This window comes from Ruegeria sp. C10 (genome assembly GCF_056537805.1).
Genome location: NZ_JBQFSC010000005.1, coordinates 62,568 through 79,778 on the forward strand (window position 1 = coordinate 62,568; position 17,211 = coordinate 79,778).

The window sequence follows — 17,211 nt, forward strand, 5'->3', positions numbered from 1 at the left end:
ACTCAGAACCGCGCCTTAACAAGATGCGTCAGCGCCGCGCCGGTTTCGAAGAAAGCGCGGCGCAGGCCAGTCCAGTTTTCGCTATACTCAGCCACTGACGGAACCGGCAGCAAAGACGGATCGTCCTTCAGCAGGCTCTCTGCCATCAAGCGCCCGAACACGGTGCCCGGCCCGATCCCGCGACCAGAAAACCCATGCGCGGCTAACGCATTTGGCCCGATCTGAGTGATTTTGGGAATGTGATCCGAAGTCATGGCAATCCGCCCATGCCAGCCCTCGATCAACGGCTGATCCGCCAGTTGCGGATACAGCGCCGCCAGTTTGCGCCTGATCCAGGATTTGTGGGCAAATCCTCCGGCGCTGCTTAGATCCCCCATGCCGCCAATGACGAACCGCCCCGTCTGATCCAAACGGAAGGATGTCATGATGAGGCCGGTATCCCAGCATCCTTCTGCCTTCGGCAATATGCTGGCCCGCAGGTTATGGGACAGCGGCGCGGTGGCGTATTGGAAGTAATAGACCGGCACATAGTCGGGCGCCATATCGGCGATGCCCTGATGATAAGCGTTGGTCGCCTGAATAACCGATCTTGCGCGTACGGTTCCACCATCCCCCTGCAGCACCCAAGCCCCGGCTTCCTGCCGCAAAGATCGAACCGGGCTTTGCGTATATATCTGCGCCCCCGCATTCTGTGCGGCGCGGGCCAGTCCCACCGCATAGCCCAGCGGCTGAATTGTACCCGCGCGGGGGTCAAACAATGCGCCGTGGACTGCCGGGCTGCCCGTCCGCTGGCGCGACGCATCAGGATCAAGCAATTCAACCGGCGCACCAGAAGCGCTCAGCTGTGCGTGGCGTGTACGCAGATCACCAAAGCCCGATGCCGAATGAGCACAATGCAACGTGCCTTGCCGCTCAGGCTCGCAGTCAATCCCGTGCGCTTCAATCAACTCGAACACGTCTGACGGCGCGTTAGCCAGCAGATCGATCAACTGATCCCCCGCCATTTGCCCCAGATGCGACCGAATTTGATCGGGTGGCAGCCAAAGCCCTGCGTTGACGAGACCGACATTCCGCCCCGATCCACCATGGCCGATCTGATGCGCTTCGAGCAGGCACACCGAAGCCCCCGCTTTTGCTGCGGTCAAGGCCGCAGAACACCCGGTGTAACCACCGCCGATCACGGCAAGATCAACGCTTACGTCATCAGAAAGCTTTTGCGTGTCGATACGCTCGCGACAGGTGTGCCGCCATAACGATTGATCATAGTCGCGCATGCCCGGGCCTCGCCAAAGTTTCGCTGATCATCAGGCTGGTCTCAGTTGGTTGCAAGGGCGCGCTGGTCAGCCCGCCCCATGGCGATGAGGAATGGATCCGCCTCCTGATGCGACTGGAATGACGCCTTATCTGTCATGCCCCGCCAGCGCCCCAGTGTCAGTGACTGCGCCACCGCGCCGCTCAGCGTTGCACCGGGGCCGGTGACGATGAACAGATCGGGCGCGAACTCGCGTGCGGCCGTCTGGATCGCATGTGTGAAGTCATAGGTCTCGGTCACCTGATGGCCCAGGGTGTAGTCCCACAACTCACTCGTGTCAGTTGCGCCGGGCCACCAGATTTTGCCACGCCCGTCAATCATCGGGAACTTGGGCTGAGCAAAAAGATCAGAACTCAATTGCGCCCGACCTTCCGCCGCCACCGGGGCCTGCAGCGCCGTATGAAAGGCGGCGTGATTGGCCAGCCGTAGGGGGAACCGATCCTGCACCGTAGGGTGTGCCGCCTCAAACGCCGTCAGACCCGCCTCGTTGCCAGCAAGCACCAGCATCCCACCCAGATCAATGGAAAGCGCCAGAGAATGATCGCGCAACGCATCGATCCTCGCCACCTCATCCAGCAATGCGGCTTTGCGGGCAGGATCATTCGCCCATGTCTCATCGACGAATGGGTAAACCAGTTGACCGCCGATCAGGTGCTTCTGCATCAGCGTGCCCATCGTATTGACCACGCGAAACCCGTCCCCAGGGGTCAATGCCCCTGCGGTGGCTAGCGCAATATACCAGCCCATCGAGTTACCAGTGACGGCGACGACTTCAATATCGTTGGCCAATGCCTGCGCATCGGCCAACGCGGCAGCATAGATCAGGGGTGAGGCCACATCGCCGCGCGAGTACTTCCCGACGCTAAAGCGATCAGCCCCATCCAAGGCAGTAATCGCATCCTGTCCGGTTCCGGCGCGAATGGCGTCGAAGCTGCGTAACAAGTCCATTCGATCCGAATGATGTTGGTGCAGATAGCCCAGCTCAGGCTTGTTATAAGTGCCCCGGCCCGGGCAGATCACAACGGCGGTGCGGGTCATGAGGCTGCTCCTGTCAAAGCCAGCGCTGCGGCAACGATACCGTCTTTCGAAGGAAGAGGCGCGGCATAGGCCGGGCCGGTTGCGATAAAGCAATCCTCGGCCACAACGCGGGCGGTTGGGGTGGAGGGACTTTCTTCGGCGAAGAAAGTCATCAGCGCTTCGGACTGACTGCCGGTCTTGCGGCATTCGTCGACGATCAGAACATGCGCGCATGTTTTGGTGGCTTCACGCAAGGCCTCCTCTGGCAGAGGAGCTAGCCAACGCATATCGATAATCCGGGTTTTTAGACCCGCCGCCTCAATTTCGGGCAGGGCCTGTTGCGACAGGTAATGCCCGTTGCCATAGGTCACGATGGCGAGATCGGTGCCGTCCCCGTGTACTCCCACCTCGCCCAGCGCAATTTTCTGATCCCGCGCAGGATAGGTGGTCATCCACCCGCCATCCTGCGCCGCATGCAGATCGCGCATCGGGTAGAGTGCGATCGGTTCAAGAAACACCACGACCCGCTGCTCTTCGCGCGCCAACCGCACGCATTCGCGCAGCATCAGTGCTGCATCGGCCCCGGTCGACGGGCAGGCGATGATGACACCAGGGATATCCCGCAAGACGGCTAGAGAGTTGTCGTTATGGAAATGTCCGCCAAAGCCCTTCTGATACCCGAGCCCCGCAATTCGCAGCACCATCGGGTTGGTGAACTGCCCGTTCGAGAAGAACGGCAGGGTTGCCGCCTCCCCCCTGATCTGATCCTCGGCATTGTGCAGATAGGCCAGAAACTGGATCTCGGGGATCGGGATGAAACCGTTATGGCCCATACCGATCGCGAGACCCAGAATGGATTGTTCATCCAGCAGCGTATCAATCACGTGGTCCGAACCAAAGCGTTGCTGCAGCTTTTGTGTGACGCCATAGACGCCACCTTTGCGGCCCACATCTTCGCCCATGCAAACGATCTCGGCATGTTCCAACATCAGATCGGTCAGCGCCCAGTTGATCAGGCGGCTGAGCGGCTGCGGCTCATCCATCGCGCGCATATCTGCGCCAAAGGTCTTCGCACGCGCCTCAGCGCTCGGGCCGTTGGTCGCTTTACAAGGGCGCTTAGGCGGGATCAGGCTTGCCATCACTTCGGTCGCATTGGCAAGATGGGGACGGCTGGCAGCCTCTGTAGCCACACGATCAGTTCGGGTGCAGGTATCGCTGTAGATTTTTAACGCCTGATCCGGCGACAATGCACCCGCCTGATCCAGCAGTCGTACGGTGTGCAAAAGCGGATCATTGGCCTCATCCGCCTCAACCTCAGTTTTCGGCAGATAGGTCGTGGGCACATCCGCCCCGGCATGGCCATAAAGCCGCACGGTTCTGAGATGCAGGAAGGCCGGTTTCCTGCGCTTGCGGACATAATCTGCAGCCTCTTTCGCGACCGCATGGGTTTCATAAATGTCCAACCCATTGGCCTGAAAATACTTGATCCCCGGACGATGCTCCATCGACGCCTGAATCCAGCCCTTGGGCGTTTTGACCGAAATCCCGATCCCGTTGTCTTCACACACGAACAGCAGCGGCAGCGGCGTCGATTGCACACTGGTCCAGCCTGCCGTGTTGATCGCCCCCTGCGCGGTTGAGTGATTGGCCGAGGCATCCCCAAATGAACACATCGCAATCCCGTCTTCCGGCAACACGCGATGTTCGGGCGCATGTCGCCGGGCTGCCCCCAGCGCATAAGCCGCACCAACGGCTTTGGGCAAATGGCTGGCGATGGTCGAGGTCTGCGGCGGGATCATCAGCGCCCTTGATCCCAACACCTTGTGCCGCCCGCCCGAGGTCGGGTCCTCACTCGAGCACGCAAAGCTGAGCAGCATATCCCACGCGATCTGCTGACCGGGCACCTGTTCGGCACGCGCGATCTGAAACGCAGCATCCCGGTAATGCAGAAAGGCAATATCGCTTGGGCGCAATGCGTGCGCGACGGCGGCCATCCCTTCGTGGCCAGATGAGCCGATGGTGTAGAACCCCTGCCCCGCCTTCTGCATCGCCCGGCTGGTCCGATCCAACGCGCGGCTGAGAACTTGCGACCGGAATAGCGAAACGGCTTCAGCATCGCCCAGACCGACGCTCGGTGGGGCTCCGTCGGGAAAATCACGATTTGCGACACGGGTCAGGAAATTCTCATGTACGATCTGGGCGCGGTCCATGTCTCTCGCTTTTGTCTTGTTGGTGTCATCGGCCTTGGGGAACCTCTGCGCGGGCCCGACCCGCTTGCTGATTTGTCCCGCGCTCCGACGTGAATTTCAAGATCGCGGATGGTACGGCACCCGCTCGACCACAAAAGTGATGTGGCGCACCACTCATCGCTCTGGCGGTAGGAAAAAACCAGTGCTATTGCGTTCAATAGGTATGAGGAATTGTCATATGATTGCACCCCGCCGTTTCTTGCCTTCAATCTCGTCCTTGCTTGCGCTTGAAGCCATAGATCGGCTGGGCAGCGCATCTGCTGCTGCGGCTGAGCTGTCCTTGACACAAAGCGCGATCAGCCGGCAATTGAAGACGATGGAGGATCAGCTGGGCGTGCAATTGATTGAGCGCAGCCAGATGCGATTGCACTTGACGCCAGCAGCCAAAGACTATGTGCAAACCGCAAGGTCTGCTGTTCAGGATCTGGCGCAGGCCGCACTGAAACTCAAAGCCAACCCGGCGGGTGGGTCACTTGATCTATCGATCCTTCCCGCGTTCGGCATGCATTGGCTGGCACCCCGCCTTCAGGATTTTGCGCAACGGCACCCTGAGGTCACCGTCAATCTGGGTACCCGCCTCAAACCGTTTGATTTCATGTCTGAACCATTTGATGCCGCGATCCATTTCGGTCAGCAAGACTGGGCGGGCGTTCAGTATTTACCGATCATGCGGGAAGAAGTCCTGCCCGTCTGCGCCCCTGCCCTTACCGCTGTCAATTTCAATAGCTTGGGTGCTCTCCGCGCCGCGCCACTGCTGCATCTGGAGTCGCGTCCGGATGCCTGGGAGCGCTGGTTTGAGATACAGGGCCAGCCCGTCACCGGCCTACGGGGAATGCTGTTCGATCAGTTTTCGACCATGATTCAGGCCACGATTCATGGGTTGGGCGTGGCTCTGTTACCGTCATATCTGCTGCAGGATGATTTGCGCACCGGGCGGCTTGTCCAGGCATGGGACGGGCCGCGCGTGAGCCTTGGCAGCTATTATCTGGTCTGGCCGAATGACCGCTCGATGCCCGAGCCTCTACGGTCTTTCCAAGCCTGGATCAGTGAACAGATTGGGGCAGACGCCCACGCCTAACGCGGCCTTAGAACTTGCCGTTGTCATTTTTCCATTCGCTGCGTGGTGCAATGGACTCAACCGTGTCCCAGTGTTCGACGATCTTGCCATCTGCAACGCGGTACAGATCATACAATGCGCTGTGAGTGCCCTGATATTCACCTTCGCACACGGTCAGTACAAAATCCCCTTCCGCCAATACCCGATGCAGATGCTGATAGTTTAGGGCGTTCCTATCGGCCAATGCGGTCCTCAAGGCAGTCAAGTCATCCGAGAGCTGCGGGCTGTGTTCTACGTAAGCGGAAGTGTTGATACAGGCCTCTATCTGGTCGAGATCCCCGGCAATCAACGCGGTTTCGACGAAGGCGCGAACAAAGGCCCGGTTTTCCTCGGTTTGCTCGACATCCCGAACTTCGGTCGGACCATCCACCATACTGTGATCCGAGCCGTTTGGCCCCATCCGTTTCTGGATATTGTCCCAGTGCTCTACCGCTTGCCCGTCTTCGAACCGGAACACTTCGAAGCCGATATTCCGCCGTGAGAAATCATATTCCGTATGTGCGAAGACAAAATCGCCGTCTTCAAAGGCGCGTACGATATTCACGCGCGGTGAGGTCTGGGACAGCCGTTTGAATAGGGATGCAAGCCCTTCGCTGCCTTCATGGGTTTGCGGATTGTGCTGGATATATCGTGCTTCATTTACCACCGAAACCGGACCCGGATCGCCCGTTTCGATGCTTTTGAGCAGGGCAGATATGCGATCTTTGTTGGACTTCTCCATACCGGGTTCCCTTCAGGTCTGACTACTCCGTGATCACAATGGCAGGCGACGTGTCAGGCATCAACGCCAGCAACAGCCAAACCCTGCGCGGCCTTCGGCCTTGCGTCCTGCGGACGGCAGGGGGCCAGGCAGGCGCGGGCTGCGTCCGCGCCTGCCTGGCCCAACGGGAGGAGACGTTCCGTAAGGAATGTGGACGACGGGCGGGAGTGTTTTGGTTCAGACGTCCAGCGAACGGGCGATGAGCTCTTTCATGACTTCATTCGTCCCGCCATAGATCATTTGGACCCGCGCATCCGCATAGAGCCGCGCGATTGGGTATTCCATCATGAACCCATAGCCGCCGAACAGTTGCAGGCATTCGTGCATCACTTCGTTCTGCACCTCAGAGCCCCAGTATTTCACCATCGAGGCCGTCGCAGCATCCAATTCACCGGCCTCCAGTTTTCCAATGCAGTCATTGACGAAACTGCGCAGCACCTCGGCCTTGGTCTTACACTCGGCCAACTTGAAACGTGTGTTCTGGAAATCCATCACCCGTTGTCCGAACGCCTTGCGCTCCTGCACGTAGTCCACCGTCTGCGATATGGCGAAATCGATCGCGCCCAGCGCCATGATCCCGATGGTCAGCCGCTCCCACGGCAACTGTTTCATCAGTTGATAAAACCCCTGCCCCTCTTCCGGACCCAGTAGGTTGGTCATTGGAACTTTGACATCCTCAAAGAACAACTCGGCTGTGTCGTTGCCCTTCATTCCCAGTTTCTTGAGGTTCCGCCCCCTCCGGAATCCATCAGCCCCGTCGGTTTCGACCACAATCAGAGAGACACCCTTCGCCCCTAACGACTTGTCAGTTTTGGCAGCCACGATAACCAGATCAGCCGATTGCCCGTTGGTGATAAATATCTTGGACCCGTTGAGCCGATAAGAATTGCCATCCTTCTCAGCGGTCGTCTTCACGGCTTGCACATCCGATCCCGTGCCCGGCTCGGTCATGGCCAGCGCGCCGATCATCTCACCCGAGGCCAGTTTCGGCAGCCACTTCTGTTTCTGATCCTCACTGCCATAAGCGGTGATGTAGTGGGTCACGATAGACTGGATGCCATATCCCCATCCTGCGTCCCCGCGCGCAGTCTGCTCATACAAAGTAACGGAATCGAAACCCATCCCGCCGCCGACGCCACCATATTCCTCAGCAATCGAACCGGCCATCAGACCCGTCTCTCCCGCCTGCAACCAAAAGGTACGATCAACCGCCCCGTTCTCGGCCCATTTCTCGGTATTGGGTACCAAGGCATCATCCATGAACCGGCCCGCCATTTCAGCAAACATTCGGTGTTCGTCAGTAACCCAGGCGGCGGTGCTGGTAAAAAGCGACATCAAATAGCTCTCCAGATCAGGTGTTTGCCCAAAACTAGCCGGGTGTGTGATTCCTTCCAATCCATGTGACGTGGCGTCCAGGACAGATACTACGCAACGTCCTTGGCACCGTTGCCGAATTTGGGGCCAAACGTTCACATCTGTGTTCCCACGCCTGATAGAGCAGGCCATCATCGACCATATTGCGCAAACGCCCCGGAAGACCCAGGAGACAGCATAATGCCCCGCGCCTTTTCTGAACTGACCTTCACACCCGCCGTTCGCGCCCATCAAGAGCGGATGGGATCCGCCGCGACCTATGCGAAATTCCTGAGCCGAGGACCAAAACAGGGCCATCAAATCGGACCGACCGAAGAGGCGTTCATTCGCGCCCGCGACGGGTTCTATCAGGCCACCGTCTCAGAAACCGGCTGGCCTTATGTGCAGTTTCGCGGTGGGCCGATAGGGTTTCTGAAAGTGCTGGACCCGCACACCATCGGCTATGCGGACCTGTCTGGTAACAAACAATATATCTCGCGCGGCAACCTGGATGGAAACGACCATGTGGCGTTGATCTTGATGGATTACGCGAACCAGCGCCGCCTCAAGATACTTGGCCGGATGACATTCAAGGAAGGTGCCGCGGCAGCAACTGATCTTTACACCAAAGGCTCCGAGACCCAGGCAGAACGGGCCGCGATCATCAAAGTTGAAGCGCTTGACTGGAATTGCCCCCGCCACATCACGCCGCGCTTTACCGAGGCCGAGCTTCGGCCACATCTGAATGATCTGGGTCAGCAACTGGCTGTTCTGCAATCAGAAAACCAGCGTTTACAGAGGGAATTGGCTGAGCTCAAAGCTGCGGCCGTTTTTCGAAGATGAAATCCGCGCCGGTTCAGATGTGAAACGAATGGCGCGCGATCGCTATGGATCTGAGCGGCAAATTGTGACGCAGGGTTGCCCTTTGGTCCAAGCTTTGCTTTGTCCTTTCTAAACATCACGACCTGCCGTCCGCTCGAGGCAGGAGCGGATAACAGAGAGGATCATCACATGGCAAAAGTTGCGTTCCTTGGCCTAGGCGTCATGGGCTACCCGATGGCCGGGCATCTTCAGGCTGCCGGCCACGAAGTCACCGTCTACAACCGCACCGCATCCAAGGCCGAGGCTTGGGTCGCCCAGCATGGCGGCGCGATGGCCCTGACACCGCGGCAAGCCGCAGAAGGGGCAGAGTTCGTGATGGCCTGCGTTGGCAATGACGACGATCTGCGTATGGTTTGCACAGGTGAAGATGGCGCCTTTCACGGAATGGCCAAGGGTGCGGTATTTGTTGATCACACCACCGTCTCGGCCAAGGTCACGCGCGAGTTGTACGAGGCTGGCAAGACACAGGGGGTTGCTTTTGTGGACGCCCCGATCTCGGGCGGTCAGGCGGGAGCCGAAAATGGTGTGCTATCGATCATGTGCGGCGGTGACATGGACGCTTATCGTGCTGCTGAGCCGGTGATGCAGGTCTATTCCAAAATCTGCCGCCGCATTGGAGACAGCGGCGCGGGTCAAATGACCAAAATGTGCAACCAGATCGCGATTGCCGGGCTGGTGCAGGGCCTGAGCGAAGCATTACATTTTGCCGAGAAGGCCGGGCTGGATGGCCGAGCTGTGGTCGAAGTGATCAGTCAGGGCGCGGCTGGCAGCTGGCAGATGGCCAACCGGTATGAAACCATGCTGGATGACCATTTTGAGCATGGCTTTGCAGTCGACTGGATGCGCAAGGATCTGGGAATCTGTCTGGATACCGCCAATGAGACCGGGGCTTCACTGCCAGTGACGGCGCTCGTCGACCAGTTCTACAAAGACGTGCAGAAACTTGGCGGGGGCCGGTGGGATACGTCCTCGTTGTTCAAACGGTTGCGAGCACTGGACTGAGCAAAGAGGGGGCTGTCTGCCCCATCGCGCCAGGGCGCGACTCCGCCCGAAGATATTTTTGGCCAGATGAAGAGGATCACCGTGGCAGTTGCAAGAGATAGCGCATGAGCGACTTGAACACTTTCTGGGCTGGTCGCCTGCGTGAACACTGGGGTCTGGACGCCCGTCTGACGCGTCTGGATGGGGAGTACGACCTCAACTTTCTGGTCGAAGCCACCAACGGGCAGGATTATGTGCTCAAGGTGATGCACGCGGGGTGCGATGCGGCATTGGTCGATCTACAGATCAAGGCGCTGGGACATCTCAGCGCAGCAGCGCCCGGATTGCCCTTTCCTGCCGTTTATCCCGATTTGAACGGGATGATGTTGCCTGAGATTGCCGACGCGCATGGGCAACCGCGACAGGTCTGGCTGCAGGAACGACTGCCGGGGGCATGCTATGCAAGCAGCGCGCCCAAGACCGAAGACCTGATACTAAAACTGGGCCGTGTTCTGGGCGCAACCGACCGGGCGCTGGAGGGGTTCACCCACGAGGGCTTGCATCGCGCCGATTTCAAATGGGATTTGACGCGGGCGAGTTGGATCGTCGACCAACTAGAGGCCATCTCTGATCCGGCAAGACGCGCGCGCGTTCAACAAATCGCTGAGGATTTTGAGGCAATCTCTGATCAACTGGGTGCATTGCCAAAGCAGGCGATTCACAATGATGCCAATGATTACAATATCCTTGTCGAAGGCAATCTGGGCGAACGACGCAGCATCTCGGGTCTGATCGATCTTGGCGACATGTGCGCGGCGCCGCGCGTTTGCGATCTGGCTATTGCCGGGGCCTATGTCGTTCTGGACCACCCTAAACCCGAGCGCGCATTGGCTGCGCTGGTACGCGGGTATCACGCCGCCAATCGGTTACGCCCGGATGAGATCGACCTGATCTGGCCTTTGTTGCAAGCACGGTTGGCGGTGTCCGTGGTGAATTCGACGCTGATGGCGATTGAGAACCCGGATGATCCGTATGTCACGATCAGCCAGGCCCCAGCGTGGCGATTGATTGAAAATGAGGCAATCAATGGCGCACTCATGCCCGCCCGATTGCGCGCAGCGTGTGGCTTGCCGGTTGTGAACGGAGCCGAGCGCATTCACGCCTACCTGTCCGGCCATCGCGGACAATTCGCGCAGATGTTCGGGCAGAATCTGAGCGACGCACCGATGGGCTCACTGTCGGTGGAAAACTCAACCTGGCCTCAAAACCCGTTCCACATGCCGCTGGACGAGGCGGCGCGGGTTGGTGAGGAGTTTGGGGATGGTCCCTGGCTTGGGTATTACAGCGAGCCACGCCTGATCTATGCTGAGCCGGGGTTTCGCAAGGGACCGTGGAAAGCGTCGGATCGGCGCACAGTGCATCTGGCCGTGGATGTGTTTGCACCCGCCGGAACAGTGCTGCATGCACCTCTCAGCGGTCGGGTCGAAGCGGTTGAAAACAGGGACGCGCATCTCGACTATGGCGGGGTTGTGATCCTGCACCACGAAACGCCCGAAGGGGATGCATTCTACACGCTTTATGGCCATCTGGACCCTGAGGTGAGTGAGCGTTTGAAACCAGGTGACCCGGTGGCTCAGGGTGCAGCTTTTGCCCGTCTGGGCGATGCCAGTCAGAATGGCGGATGGGCCCCGCATGTGCATTTCCAACTGGCGCTGACGACCGACGGTATGCAGGCCGACTGGCCGGGCGTAGCGGATCCTGATGAGCTCGAGCTTTGGCACGCGGTCTGCCCCAACCCCGCAGCACTGTTGAACTTGCCTGATGAAAAGGTTTTCTATCGACCAACCGACAAGCAGGCGATCCTACAGGACAGGCGCGAACACTTCGGCGGCAATCTCAGCCTGACATACGACGACCCGGTCATGCTGGTGCGTGGCTGGAGGCATCACCTGTTCGATGAATGGGGGCGACCCTATCTGGATGCCTACAACAACGTTCCGCATGTAGGCCATGCGCATCCGCGTATTCAGGCGGTTGCAGCGGATCAGCTGAAGCGCATGAATTCGAACACACGCTATCTGCACCCGGCGCAAACCGCTTTTGCCGACAAGGTATTGTCGAAACTGCCGGATCACCTTGAAGTCTGTTTCTTCGTCAACTCAGGGACAGAGGCCAACGAATTGGCTCTGCGTCTGGCGCGCGCGCACACCGGGGCAAAAGGGATCGTGACGCCCGATCACGGCTATCACGGCAACACAAACGCTGCGGTGGCGATCTCGGCCTACAAATTCAACAAACCTGGCGGTATTGGGCAGGCAGATTGGGTGGAACTGATTGAGGTCGCGGATGACTATCGCGGCTCGTTCCGGCGTGATGACCCCGAGCGCGCACGGAAGTTTGCTGACCTGATTGATCCGGCGATTTCGGCATTACAGGCAAAAGGGCAAGGCCTAGCTGGGTTCATCGCTGAAACATTCCCCTCGGTCGGGGGACAGATCATTCCACCAAAAGGCTATCTGTCTGCGGTCTATGAAAAAATCCGCGCCGCCGGAGGGGTCTGCATTGCCGATGAAGTCCAGACTGGCCTCGGGCGCCTGGGCGACTATTACTTCGGCTTTGAACATCAGGGCGCGCTGCCTGACATAGTGGTAATGGGGAAGCCCATCGGCAACGGCCACCCGCTGGGTGTGCTGGTCACTACCAAAGAGATCGCCGAAAGCTTCGACAACGGGATCGAGTTTTTCTCGACCTTCGGAGGATCGACCCTGTCCTGCCGGATCGGAAAAGAGGTGCTGGACATCGTCGACGATGAAGGCCTTCAAGAGAACGCCCGTGTGATGGGGGCTCACCTGCTGGATGGCCTCAAACAGATCGAAGCTGACTTTGGCTGTGTCGGCGATGTGCGCGGTATCGGCCTCTTCTTGGGTGTGGAACTGATTAACCCGGATGGCTCGGAAAGCGGTGAGATTTGCAGCTACGTCAAGAATCGGATGCGCGATCATCGCATTCTGATCGGTAGCGAGGGATCCAAGGACAATATCCTGAAAATCCGGCCACCGCTAACCATCGAAGCAGAGGACGTCGACATGATTCTTTGGGCGCTGCGGGAGGTTCTTGGCGAAGTGGGTGACTACAGCCCTGCCCCCATGTGCGATCACGATCATCATCATGCGGGCTGCGGCTGCTGCTAAGAAACACAAAACCCCAGCGAAATTGCTGGGGTTTTGTCGCCGTCGATCAGTGGAGCACTGAATGTGGGGGGTGGTGCCCGGTCGTCGGCATAGGGATCGAAACGGTCATCCGGCGTAACGCCAAGCCCAGTTCCTCGGACAACGAGGCCAGTGCCGGGGCGAAATCGGGCCGTACGATCAGCGAGGCCATCATCATTGCATCTTCACGCGCCCCCTCAGAGGCGGCACCGATCATCTGGGCAAAACAATTCTCATCAGCGCCCAGACATGCACATCCCAGCCCATGACGCACCAGCGGACGGCGACCGTGATGTGCACAAAGTGAACACAGCCGGTCCAGCGTCAGCATCGTGGCGCGTCCCTGATCTGCACCCAGCGCGATGTCAAAATCGCTTGCGGCATTTGCCCGGCCTTCGACCCCATCACCCCAAAGCCGCAGATACATGACGGCTCCGGCCTCAATGGGGTTCAGGTCAGCCAGACGGCCAACAGCCGCCCCGCCACGCGAAGAAGGTGCGCTCATTTTGTCAGGATCAGTTTGCCTGCGCGGGTGATACGCAGCGTATAAAGCTGATCGCCCAGCTCGATATGGGCCAAATTGCCGCCATTGGTGAGGTCTTCCGCCTTGTGGGCCGGAAGCATCGAAACAGCGTAGCTAAGGGTCGAGGTAGGGGTTTGCGCGTTCATTGGGGCATCTCCAGAGCATCTGTGGCACTTGGCCTTGTCTGTCTTCGTTTCGCTTGATCTGGCTGACCCTGTTTTGGGCTGGCTATCTGTTCGTGTGATTAATCTGATAAAAATAGTAAGGTTTGTCAAGCTGCTGTTTTTTCAATCGCTCCCACGGGTCTCTATTGCGCCGTCGCACAGCACGACCTAGGCATTGGACATCAACAAACAAAGGCGGATTCGCAGATGGCAGCAGTTGTCGTATTTGATCTGGATGGCACCCTGATAGACAGCCTTGCCGACCTTGCAGCTGCGGTAAACCGAATGCTGCACGATCAGGGGCACCCCGCCTTGCCTCAGGATACGATCCGGGGATTCGTCGGGAACGGATTACCCAAGCTGGTCGAGCGGGCGATGATGCATTGCGGGCTGGAGCCAACGCTTCACAAGGACCTGACACAGCTTACTCTGAAGCACTACAATGCAGGCGCCTGCGATCAGACCGTAGTTTATCCCGGCGTGATCCAGGCGCTGGATGAGCTTCGCGATATGGGCTGTGCGCTTGGGGTCTGCACCAACAAACCCGAAGCCCCTGCCCGGCATGTGCTGGGCGAACTTGGCCTGCTACCCTATTTCAACACGGTCTTTGGTGGAGACACGCTGGATATACGCAAACCCGATCCAGAGCACTTGCACGCCTGTTTCAAGACCCTTCAAGCCGCAGGCCCACAGATCTTCGTTGGCGACAGTGAGGTTGATGCCGAAACTGCGCAACGGGCTCAGGTTCCGTTTTTGCTGTTTGAACAGGGATATCGAAAGTCGCCGGTTTCGGACATGCCGCACACGCTCAGCTATGATTACAGTACCGCACTGCCTGCACTTGTTCGGAAAATCCTGACGCAGGCATAGACCCCAAAAAAGGTCGAGGGGCCGGCCAAGGGGGTAAGAAGCCAGCCCCTCATCGGGGGAAATTAGTGAAAGTGGATTGGGCGCACTGGCCCGGTAGTTAATGAAAAGTTAACGCACCTGCGCGGATCGCGAAATTGGGGGATTCCCGTAGTGCTGCGATTTTTTTCCCGATCTTCCAAATTATTTTGCGCGCAGAAGCCTAAAAACTGGGATTTATGCGGCTTTCTCAGCCGCGGCACGCGCGATCACCAGTTCCTCGTTCGTCGGAATGACCATCAGTTTCACACGTGACAGGTCGGTCGAGATGACGCGCAGATTGTCCGCGTTTGCATCGTGGTCCAGTTCAAGACCCAACCACCCCATGTCAGTGCAGATACGATCACGGATATAGGTCGAGTTCTCACCGATCCCGCCGGTAAACACGACGGCGTCCAGACCTCCCAACACAGCGGCCAAAGCGCCCAGCTCGCGGCGTATCCGGAACGTGTAGTAGTTGATGGCATTGCGTGCACCCGGCGTATTCGACGCCTCAAGCGTACGCATATCATTGGTCATTCCGGAAAGGCCAAGCAACCCGGATTTACGATACAGAAGATCCGAAATCTCATCCGCATTCATGCCTTGCTGATCCATCAGATACAGCACAACGCCCGGATCCAGCTGGCCACAACGCGTTCCCATCGGCAAACCATCCATGGCCGAGAACCCCATGCTTGAACCGACCGAGCGACCTCCGATCATGGCGCACATCGAGGCACCGTTGCCAAGATGCGCCACAACCACCCGTCCGCCATGTATCAGCGGTGCAGTCTTGGCCAGATGGTCCGAGATGTAATCATAGCTCAGACCGTGGAAGCCATAGCGGCGAACGCCCATATCGTAATACTCGGTCGGCAATGCGAAGGTGTCATTGACCCAAGGGTGGTGGCGGTGAAAAGCGGTATCGAAACAGGCAACCTGCTTGGCATTGGGGAACCTGTCCATCGCAGTACGTGCGCCCTGCAGATTGTAAGGTTGGTGCAGGGGCGCAAAGGGCTCTAGCTTTTCAAGCATCTGCAAGCTTTCGGAGGTCAGCAGAATGGGTCTGTCATTATCCGGTCCGCCATGCACGATGCGATGCCCTACAGCCGCAACACGCGCCGACGGGAACTGCCGTTCCAGCAAATCCAGAATATAGTCCAGGGCGCTGGCCTGATCGCGCAGCGCCTCGGATGTGGTATCGGCCAGCACACGGCCATCCGTGGTCTCTGCTTTGATGCGCGCCGCGCGGCTGCCGATGCGTTCCACCTCTCCCGAACAGACAAGGATCGGATCTGCTTCGCCCGCGGAGAACAACCCAAACTTCAGCGAGGACGAGCCTGAATTCAGTGTGATGATATGGTCCATCAGATCTTACCCGACATCCGCGCCGCATGCAGGGCCGCGACGGCACAGGAAACCAGCCGCGCCTTTTCGCCATCTGCGCGACTGGTCAGAATAATCGGTACGCGCGCGCCCAGCACCACCCCGGCAGCCTCGGCGTGCGCGATATACGTCAGTTGCTTGGCTAGCATGTTGCCTGCGTCCAGATTGGGTACGACAAGAATGTCTGCCCGTCCGGCCACCTCGGACACGATCCCTTTGGTGCGCGCCGCGGCCAGGCTGACCGCGTTGTCCATGGCAAGCGGCCCATCGACCAAGCCACCCCTGATCTGCCCCCGCTCGGCCATCTTCGACAGCAATGCGGCATCAATCGACGACCGGATAGCCGGATTCACCGTCTCGACCGCCGACAGAACACCCACTTTCGGAGCGCCAATTCCGATTGAGATTGCCAGATCGATCGCGTTCTGCGTGATGTCGATCTTGGTTTCCAGATCCGGCTCGATATTGATGGCCGCATCGGTCACCAGCAAGGGATGCGGCTGGCCGGGTATATCCATGACGAAGACATGCGTAAATCGGCGCCCTGCGCGAAGTCCACGATCCCGCCGCAACGCCGCCCGTAGCAGTTCGTCCGTATGAAGATGCCCCTTCATCAATGCTTCAGCATGTCCTTCGACAACCAGATCAACCGCTTTGTTGGCGGCGTCCAGATGGCCCTTAACTGGAACGATCTCAACGTCACCCAAGGGCAACTCAATCTCACGCGCTGCTGCAGCAATCTTGTCGGGGTCACCTATCAGGACCGGCTTGATGATGGTTTCACGCGCCGCCAATAAGGCCCCCCCCAGCGAGTTGGGCTCTTCTGGGGCGACAACTGCCGTGGGGATCGGAGGCAGCGGGCGCGAGCGATCGAGCAGTGCATCAAAATGCCGGTGCCGCTCGACGACCAGACCAGGCACTTCAATCTCATTGAATGACAGTTCTTTCTCCGGAGCGATCACGACCGCGATGCCGGACACGATCAGCACCTCATCACTAGGGCGCATCACCTGAGTTTTCAGAACTACCTCGCGGTTATCGCGTTTTTCGATAACCGTAACTCTGGCCAGCAGTTCCTCACCCGCATATGCCCGGGCGCTAAAATCCAAGCTTTGCGACTTATACAACGTACCCGCGCCCGGCAGGATATTCCCCAAAACGGCCGAGATCAGAGCCCCAAGAAACATCTCGGGCGCGATCGCCTCGTTTACGTTATCACCGTCCCCATCTTCGTCGGCCAGGTTCAAAGGGTTATGGTTGCCGGAATTCGATGCGAAGGCATAAAAATCATCCTCTGTGCAGAACCGGGTCAACTCGGCGGTGTCTCCGATCTGAAGCTGATCAAAGGGCTTGTTGTGATACTGCATTGA

General features: G+C 58.5%; 14 protein-coding genes. 5 read left to right on the forward strand and 9 right to left on the reverse strand.

The window, feature by feature from the left end; translation table 11 throughout:
- Positions 1 to 2: 2 nt before the first annotated feature.
- Genes ACR0DE_RS18655 through ACR0DE_RS18665 form a run of 3 tightly spaced genes read right to left on the reverse strand, consistent with a single transcriptional unit; the run spans position 3 to position 4,539 of the window.
- On the reverse strand, positions 3 to 1,274 hold the full coding sequence (locus tag ACR0DE_RS18655) for an NAD(P)/FAD-dependent oxidoreductase (RefSeq protein ID WP_480754719.1): 1,272 nt from the start codon (positions 1,272 to 1,274) through the stop codon (positions 3 to 5).
- A gap of 41 nt (positions 1,275 to 1,315) precedes the next feature.
- The gene (locus ACR0DE_RS18660; protein ID WP_480754720.1) at positions 1,316 to 2,350 is read right to left on the reverse strand and encodes an ACP S-malonyltransferase; all 1,035 of its coding nucleotides are present in this window, start codon (positions 2,348 to 2,350) and stop codon (positions 1,316 to 1,318) included.
- The gene (locus tag ACR0DE_RS18665; RefSeq protein ID WP_480754722.1) at positions 2,347 to 4,539 is read right to left on the reverse strand and encodes a dehydrogenase E1 component subunit alpha/beta; all 2,193 of its coding nucleotides are present in this window, start codon (positions 4,537 to 4,539) and stop codon (positions 2,347 to 2,349) included. The genes ACR0DE_RS18660 and ACR0DE_RS18665 overlap by 4 nt, the downstream gene beginning before the upstream one ends.
- Before the next feature lie 217 nt (positions 4,540 to 4,756).
- On the opposite strand from ACR0DE_RS18665, the gene ACR0DE_RS18670 reads away from it, so the two are divergent.
- On the forward strand, positions 4,757 to 5,656 hold the full coding sequence (locus ACR0DE_RS18670; protein ID WP_480754723.1) for a LysR substrate-binding domain-containing protein: 900 nt from the start codon (positions 4,757 to 4,759) through the stop codon (positions 5,654 to 5,656).
- Between the two features lie 7 nt (positions 5,657 to 5,663).
- On the opposite strand, the gene ACR0DE_RS18675 is transcribed toward ACR0DE_RS18670, so the two are convergent.
- Both ACR0DE_RS18675 and ACR0DE_RS18680 read right to left on the reverse strand, forming a co-directional pair.
- Positions 5,664 to 6,416, reverse strand: coding sequence for a nuclear transport factor 2 family protein (locus ACR0DE_RS18675; protein WP_480754725.1), 753 nt, complete (start codon positions 6,414 to 6,416; stop codon positions 5,664 to 5,666).
- Between the two features lie 216 nt (positions 6,417 to 6,632).
- The gene (locus tag ACR0DE_RS18680) at positions 6,633 to 7,790 is read right to left on the reverse strand and encodes an acyl-CoA dehydrogenase family protein (RefSeq protein WP_170398374.1); all 1,158 of its coding nucleotides are present in this window, start codon (positions 7,788 to 7,790) and stop codon (positions 6,633 to 6,635) included.
- Positions 7,791 to 8,009: 219 nt separating this feature from the next.
- Between ACR0DE_RS18680 and ACR0DE_RS18685 the strand changes: the two genes are divergently transcribed.
- The 3 genes from ACR0DE_RS18685 (at position 8,010) to ACR0DE_RS18695 (ending at position 12,862) form a co-directional block, all read left to right on the forward strand.
- Positions 8,010 to 8,651, forward strand: a complete 642-nt coding sequence (locus ACR0DE_RS18685; RefSeq protein ID WP_170648374.1) for a pyridoxamine 5'-phosphate oxidase family protein — start codon at positions 8,010 to 8,012, stop codon at positions 8,649 to 8,651.
- Positions 8,652 to 8,765: 114 nt separating this feature from the next.
- On the forward strand, positions 8,766 to 9,692 hold the full coding sequence (locus tag ACR0DE_RS18690; protein ID WP_480459897.1) for an NAD(P)-dependent oxidoreductase: 927 nt from the start codon (positions 8,766 to 8,768) through the stop codon (positions 9,690 to 9,692).
- A 104-nt stretch (positions 9,693 to 9,796) separates the two neighbouring features.
- Positions 9,797 to 12,862 carry an aminotransferase class III-fold pyridoxal phosphate-dependent enzyme gene (locus ACR0DE_RS18695; protein ID WP_480754727.1) on the forward strand — a complete coding sequence of 1,022 codons (3,066 nt, stop codon included), beginning with the start codon at positions 9,797 to 9,799 and terminating at the stop codon, positions 12,860 to 12,862.
- A 46-nt stretch (positions 12,863 to 12,908) separates the two neighbouring features.
- Here ACR0DE_RS18695 and ACR0DE_RS18700 read toward each other — a convergent pair whose 3' ends face one another.
- Together ACR0DE_RS18700 and hemP are read right to left on the reverse strand one after the other, a co-directional pair.
- A complete protein-coding gene (locus tag ACR0DE_RS18700) occupies positions 12,909 to 13,385 on the reverse strand; it encodes a hypothetical protein (RefSeq protein ID WP_170425639.1) in 477 nt (158 codons plus the stop codon).
- Positions 13,382 to 13,549, reverse strand: coding sequence for a hemin uptake protein HemP (hemP, locus tag ACR0DE_RS18705; RefSeq protein ID WP_170398358.1), 168 nt, complete (start codon positions 13,547 to 13,549; stop codon positions 13,382 to 13,384). Before hemP ends, ACR0DE_RS18700 begins: the two co-directional genes overlap by 4 nt.
- A 225-nt stretch (positions 13,550 to 13,774) precedes the next feature.
- On the opposite strand from hemP, the gene gph reads away from it, so the two are divergent.
- Positions 13,775 to 14,437, forward strand: a complete 663-nt coding sequence (gene gph / locus ACR0DE_RS18710) for a phosphoglycolate phosphatase (RefSeq protein WP_480437630.1) — start codon at positions 13,775 to 13,777, stop codon at positions 14,435 to 14,437.
- Between the two features lie 213 nt (positions 14,438 to 14,650).
- Here the strand turns inward: gph and ACR0DE_RS18715 are convergent, their stop codons facing one another.
- Together ACR0DE_RS18715 and ACR0DE_RS18720 are read right to left on the reverse strand one after the other, a co-directional pair.
- The gene (locus ACR0DE_RS18715) at positions 14,651 to 15,823 is read right to left on the reverse strand and encodes an acetate/propionate family kinase (protein WP_480754729.1); all 1,173 of its coding nucleotides are present in this window, start codon (positions 15,821 to 15,823) and stop codon (positions 14,651 to 14,653) included.
- A complete protein-coding gene (locus ACR0DE_RS18720) occupies positions 15,823 to 17,208 on the reverse strand; it encodes a bifunctional enoyl-CoA hydratase/phosphate acetyltransferase (RefSeq protein WP_480754731.1) in 1,386 nt (461 codons plus the stop codon). Before ACR0DE_RS18720 ends, ACR0DE_RS18715 begins: the two co-directional genes overlap by 1 nt.
- Between the last annotated feature and the right edge of the window lie 3 nt (positions 17,209 to 17,211).